Genomic DNA, 5,920 nt, shown 5'->3' on the forward strand with positions numbered 1-5,920 from the left:
GGCTACCCGGTGCTGGTGCGCCCCTCCTACGTGCTGGGCGGCGCGGGCATGGCCATCGTCTACGACGACGCGGAGCGGTGAAGGTGGCGAACACCCGAGGATGGCCGCCCACGTCCTCAGGGACGCCCTTGCCGCCGCGTAGGCCGGAGATGATGAGGTGGTAGGTGTCGTCCTTGTAGACCGCCGAGCAGGCCGCACAGCGCGACGCGCGACGGTTGCCGCAGGCGGTGAGCAGGAACCCGGTAGGTTCGTCAGCCGTCCGGTAGACGTCCAGGATCTCACCGGTCGCGCCGTCGAAGGTCAGGCGTTCCCCATGCAGGCGGACCGGTTGAGCACAGCCGCCCGTGGCGTAGACCATGCGTTGCCAGCGGGCGAAGTCCGGCATGGCCGCCCGTTGCATCGCGGCCATGATGTCAGGGGCGAAGGAGGGAGCCAGGTTCACGCGACGCCCCTCCCGTCCATGTCATCGGGTAAGGAGGCGTCGTGTCCTTCGGCGACGCTGGCGCCCAGCACAGCGGCGACGCGTCGCCACTTCTCATCGGACCAGCGGGGGGACCGTTCGGCTTGTCGTCTGCCCCACTCCCGGGCAGACAGGGGGGTTTTAGGGTTCAGGTGGCCTCCTCCGTCGTGGATGGAGTCACCGCCCGCCGGACGGGCAAGACGTCGCGCACCATTGCCAGGGCAGCCCGAAGACAGCCGTTGGCGTGTGGTGCACAGCAGCGAGAAAGATCAGATTGGAGTGCGGCGAGAAAGTGGATGGCGCGCTCTGTGTGGACACCTACCGTCGGGCCGGGTAGTTCCGACGATCATCGGTGATCATGAGATGTGTTTGTGCCCGGATTAAAAATGCGCCTGAGGTGATTCGCCGAGATGTTCGCTGCGTCGTGCCGTGAGAGGGTCGGTGACTTCTTACGTAGATCGGTTGTACCACCTGATAAACGCTTTCACACAGCTAAGAGTTCCATTCTCAGGGGCGTACGAGGACGTCTGTACGCGTCCGTTGAAGTCCGTCAGAGTCCGTAGACGTCCGGCTGTCGTCGGCTGTTCGGCAGGAAAAGAAAGAGAGCCGTCACCTTTAGGTAAGGCTGACAGCTCTCTTGGAAGCTCAAGACGTCCTAGATGTCTTGAGGGTCATTCCTCGCGCCACACCGGTTGAAGAAGGTCCGGGTTGAAGATCTTCTGTCCTTGTCCGGCAGGGTGGACGATCACTGCATGAAGTGCCTCTCGAATGTATGTCCGCTTTATGGAGATCGGGAACCCACCTTCCTTCTCCGGCAGGTACCAACGCCGCCGGATCTCCGCCACGTCCGTATTGGCCCGCGCCTGCCGCAGTTCGACGGAGGTGGCGAACCCAGCGGCTTCCGCCCGGAGTCGCGCGACCTCCTGTTCCAGGCCGGGAGCCAGCTTGAAGAAGAGGTCATTGCTGATATTGCCCGCGTTCCACTGCCTGGTTAGTTCGTCGAGTCGTGACTTGACGTCCTCCAACTCCTCTTCCCTCCCCCAGGTGGATTGTTCGGCCGAGGCGGTGAACGCCGCCTCTTCCAGCTTCGCCAGCACCGCTTCCGAGACGTACTCGTCCACCAGGTCACCGCGTCGCGAGATTCCGCCGCAGCCGCCCTCTGACTTGCTGAGGCATGAGTAGACATGGTGAGAAGCGTTCTTGTTGCGGTTCGATCGAAGCGGCGTGTTGCAGAGCGTTCCGTCCGGTCGCAGACGGCCGCAGCGAAGGATTCCGGGGAGAAGGTACGTGGGGTCCCTGTAGTCGGGCTGATGCGGCTTCACGATCTTCATGTCCCGGCCGATGAAGTAACCCTTGCGGCTGTCGAAGACGGCACGGATCGCGGCCCACTCCTCAGGAGTGAGAATCGTCGCCCACTGACCTCGAACCGGACTGCCGTCCGCGTCACGGACGAGTTCCCCATTGAGTTCCCGCAGACCGCACATGCGCGGGTTGCACAGCATGACCTTCAGGGATCGCACGCTCCAGTCATTGCCGAGTGACGTCTTGACCCCTGACTCCTGCCACTCCCGCACGATCGAGTGCATGGAACGGCCACCGAGGAAGTCCTTGGCCGCCTGCCGGGCAAGGTCGGCCTCCCTCTCGTCGAGTGTCCGGCGATCCGGGTTCCAGCCGAACGGACGCGGACCGCCTGACGGCACCCCTTGCTCTGCCCGTGACCGATGGGAGCGCCGCATCCGGCGCTGCATCTTGCGGACCTCCATCTTGGAGATGACCGCGCCGAACAGGCCCATGCTCTCCACGTCCTCGCTGTAGAGATCCTGAGCACCCCGCGCGTCGGCGAACACCCGCCCGTCCTGAAAAGTGATCGCTTCTACGAACCGCTCGTAGTCGCCGGGACGCCGGGCGAGGCGGTCGGCCGCCAGGATCACCACGCCTTGGACAGATGCGCCGTTCGGCAGCTTGCCCACGCGCAGTGCCCGTAGCATCGCCTCGAACTCGTCCCGCACGACGTCGGCCTTGGCGGCAGACCGGTCGTTGTCGGTGAACTCGTGGACGACCGTCCAGCCGTAGCGCGCGGCCGTCTGGCGGTTGACCCTGTGCTGGTCCTGCACGCCGTGTTCGTCGCGCCTGAGGTCGGCCGAGATCCGGGCGTAGGAGACGACGGGGACGGGGGAATCCGATGGGCTCATGTGCACCTCCGCACCACATCATGCATGAGATACAGAGCTAGAATCTGCTCTACAGAGAAGAGGAACGGGAGATGAATCCGCTCTGCCGCGACCAGGGGGTGGGCCTGATCCCGTGGAGCCCGCTGGCCCGGGGCCTGCTCGCCCGCGCCGGAGCCGCGGAGGCCACCACCCGCTCGGGCAGCGACGCACGCATCGAGGCCCTCTATGACGACGCCGACAACGACCGGCTGATCCTGGAGCGGGTCGCCCAGCTGGCCGGGGAGCGCGAGGTCCCTCCCGCCCAGGTGGCGCTCTCCTGGCTGCTCCACCAGCCCGGCCTGTCGGCGCCGATCGTGGGCGCGACCAAGAACAGGCACGTGGACGACGCGGTCGCCGCGGTCGACCTGCCCCTGAGCGAGAAGGAACTCGCCTTCCTCGCCGAGCCGTACCGCCCCCGGGCCGTCAAGCACTGACCTTTCCGGCTCACCCGCGTGGGCCACCCGATGCCCGGAAGGTGAGCGCGGGCGGCCCGGCGCTCACCGGCCCCGTGCCCGCCCGACATCACGGCATGACGCCCCGCCAGGAGATCCGAGCGGCGGGGCGTCCGCGTTCGTACCGGGCGGGACGGGCGAGGTTCGGCGGGCGCCCGACCGGCCGCCTTACTCAACAGGGCCACATGTGACCTTTTGTCAGGATTTACCGCCTGTGGCGCTATATCTCCAGAGATACGTGCATATGAGGAAGAGGTAGTAGTTCCGACCGTGGATTGATCAACGGAGGGTCCGATGGTTCGAAAGATGATCATCCTCGTGGCGGTCGCCGTGGCCGCGATGGGCGGTACGGCCGGCGCCGTCGTCTCCCCCTCCCCCTCCCCCCAGGCCGTCACCCAGCAGGACAGGGACTTCCTCGTCCAGGCGCACCAGTCCAACCTGACCGAGATCGAGTCGAGCAAGACCGCCCTTGAAAAGACCGCCGGCCAGCAGGACCGGGAGGTCACCAGGACCGTCCGCAAGCTGGCAAAGCGTTTCATCAAGGACCACAAGAAACTCGACAAGGCCGTCCGCCGGGTGGCCGATCAGCTCGGCGTCAAGCTTCCCGACACGCCCAACACGGAGCAGCGCAAGCAGCTCGACCAGCTGGCTGCCCTGAGCGGCGCGGAGTTCGACAGGGCCTGGATCAGCGCGGAGCTCCACGGCCACCACGAGACCCTCGCCGCCGTGGAGCAGGAGATCGAGAACGGCTCCTCCCCCGAGGTGAAGAAGCTCGCCACCGAGGCCAAGCCCATCGTGCAGAAGCACATAGACCTGCTGCTCAAGGCCGAGAGGGCCTCCACTCCCAGCCCCTCGGAAAGTGCCGGCCCTTCGGAAAGCCCGAGCCTCTCGGAAAGCCCCAGCCCCTCGGAGAGCTGAGGCGAGCACCGCGGCACTCCGGGGCGGCTCCCCGCTCGAGGACTCCCACGACACCGAGCCTTGCCCAGGTGGCCACGGAACGACGGTCACGAAGGCAGCGGCAGGTACTCGAACCAGTCGAAGGCGGCCGTGTTGCCGCTCGGCCGGCCGTTGGAGGTGGCGTACAGACCGATCATGGCACCGGTGAAGCCTCCGGCCACGGTGGAGCTGAGGATCCGGCCGTCCACCGGATCTCCGAGGTCGATCCACTCGCCGGGCCGTACCGCGTAGCGGGCCTGGTAGTCCTGGCCGTGCGCCTCCACGCCGAGCCAGAGCGGTCCGGGCGGTCCGGCCGGCCCGGCCGGGATGTCGGCGCGGGCCAGGCGGGTGTCCACCCCCTCGGCCCGGCGGGTGAGTTCCAGGCCGCGCGCGGTGAGGGTGAGCGCGATGTGGAAGTCGTCGTTCTGGAGCAGGACGAGCCCGGCGCGCTCCTCCCCCTCCGGACGGAACTCCATCACCGTGTGGGCCGCGAAGGCGATGTGCCGCTGCCGCCGGGCGACCAGGCTGGGCGCGGCCCGCTCGCACACGGTCTGCGGGAGCGCGCGGAGGGTGAGCCGGCTGTCGGCCAGACTCCAGTACGGCTCCCTGGGCGTGCGCAGGTGGTTCCAGTCCGGCGCCAGGCGTCCGGCGTCGAAGTGGTCGCAGGCGGGGACGGCGGGCCAGCGGCGAACCGGCGTCGAGGGGGCCGGCATCCGCGGCTCGACCTGGTCGAACACCGGCCAGTCGTCCTCCCAGCGCACCCTGGTCAGGAAGGTCTCGCGGCCCAGGTTGTAGCCGCGGAAGGCGCGGGCGGCGGCCGTCGTGGGCGGGTCGTCGGGAAGACCGCCGTAGGGGCGGGTGGCGAGCAGCACCGACCACCACTCACCCTGCGCGTTCTGGACCAGGTCGGGGTGGCCGACGCTGGTGATGGGGTGGCGCAACCCGAGGTGGCGGTGGGTGAGGACGGGGTTGCGCGGGTTGCCCTGGTAGGGGCCGGTGATCCGCTTGGCCCTGGCGACCATGACCGCGTGGTCCTCGGCGGTTCCCCCCTCGGAGGTCAGCAGGTAGTAGTGGGTGCCGATCCGGTAGATGTGCGGGCCCTCGGACCAGATGCCGCCGCGCTGCACCGGCTCCCAGATCACGTACTCCGCACCGACCGGCTTGAGCGTGGCGAGGTCGAGTTCACGCAGCCAGATCTCGGTGTCACCGTCGTAGCGCCTGGCCGCCCTCTCCCGGCTGCCGGTCATCCAGGCGCGGCCGTCGTCGTCGAAGAAGAGCGAGGGGTCGAAACCTCGGGTGTCGGGAAACCAGACCGGGTCGCTCCACGGCCCCGCCGGGTCGGTGGCGGTGACCAGGAAGTTGCCCGGCTCGTCCATCAGCGTCGTGATCATGTAGAAGACGCCGTCGTGGTATCGGAGAGTGGGGGCGTAGATGCCGCCGGACGGCCGTACGCCGTCCAGATCGAGCTGGGAGGGCCGATCCAGCACGTGACCGAGCTGCCGCCAGTGCACGAGGTCTCGGCTGTGGAAGATCGGGACCCCGGGAAACCACTCGAAGGACGAGGTGACGAGGTAGTAGTCCGCGCCCACCCGGCATACCGAGGGATCGGGGTGGAAACCGGGGATGACGGGGTTGTCGTACACGGGTCCTCCGTTGACATGTGCGGATCCTTCGTCCGCGCGACTTCCTGGCCGGGGTAGGCGGTCTCTTCCGGGAGACCCGCGTACCCGGAGGGGGCGCCGGGCCCGCACGCTCCAACGGCGGGCGGGGCCCGCGGCCCGGGGGGGGGCGACGTTTCGAGCGGGTGCACCCCCCCCCACGCCGTGTGGACGTAGCCGCGCCCGGGGGGGGCGGTGGAGGGA

The 5,920-nt window shown here is 68.0% G+C and carries 4 protein-coding genes and 2 pseudogenes; 3 read left to right on the plus strand and 3 right to left on the minus strand.

What is annotated here, in order from left to right; genetic code table 11:
* Positions 1 to 72 (plus strand): annotated as a pseudogene (locus ABT130_RS47905) (ATP-binding protein); the annotation flags it as partial.
* Positions 73 to 127: 55 nt separating this feature from the next.
* Here ABT130_RS47905 and ABT130_RS46725 read toward each other — a convergent pair.
* Positions 128 to 409, minus strand: a pseudogene (locus tag ABT130_RS46725) (replication initiator); the annotation flags it as partial.
* 722 nt (positions 410 to 1,131) lie between these two features.
* Positions 1,132 to 2,652 (minus strand): recombinase family protein, encoded by a 1,521-nt coding sequence (locus ABT130_RS46730; protein ID WP_350966370.1) that lies wholly within the window; start codon positions 2,650 to 2,652, stop codon positions 1,132 to 1,134.
* A gap of 44 nt (positions 2,653 to 2,696) precedes the next feature.
* Between ABT130_RS46730 and ABT130_RS46735 the strand changes: the two genes are divergently transcribed.
* The gene (locus ABT130_RS46735) at positions 2,697 to 3,104 is read left to right on the plus strand and encodes an aldo/keto reductase (RefSeq protein WP_350966374.1); all 408 of its coding nucleotides are present in this window, start codon (positions 2,697 to 2,699) and stop codon (positions 3,102 to 3,104) included.
* Between the two features lie 312 nt (positions 3,105 to 3,416).
* On the plus strand, positions 3,417 to 4,040 hold the full coding sequence (locus tag ABT130_RS46740) for a DUF4142 domain-containing protein (protein WP_350966371.1): 624 nt from the start codon (positions 3,417 to 3,419) through the stop codon (positions 4,038 to 4,040).
* An 86-nt stretch (positions 4,041 to 4,126) separates the two neighbouring features.
* Here the strand turns inward: ABT130_RS46740 and ABT130_RS46745 are convergent, their stop codons facing one another.
* Complete coding sequence (locus tag ABT130_RS46745; RefSeq protein ID WP_350966372.1) at positions 4,127 to 5,701, minus strand: glycoside hydrolase family 43 protein; 1,575 nt, start codon at positions 5,699 to 5,701, stop codon at positions 4,127 to 4,129.
* Positions 5,702 to 5,920: the final 219 nt, after the last annotated feature.

Source organism: Streptosporangium sp. NPDC001681, assembly GCF_040298085.1.
GTDB lineage: Bacteria > Actinomycetota > Actinomycetes > Streptosporangiales > Streptosporangiaceae > Streptosporangium.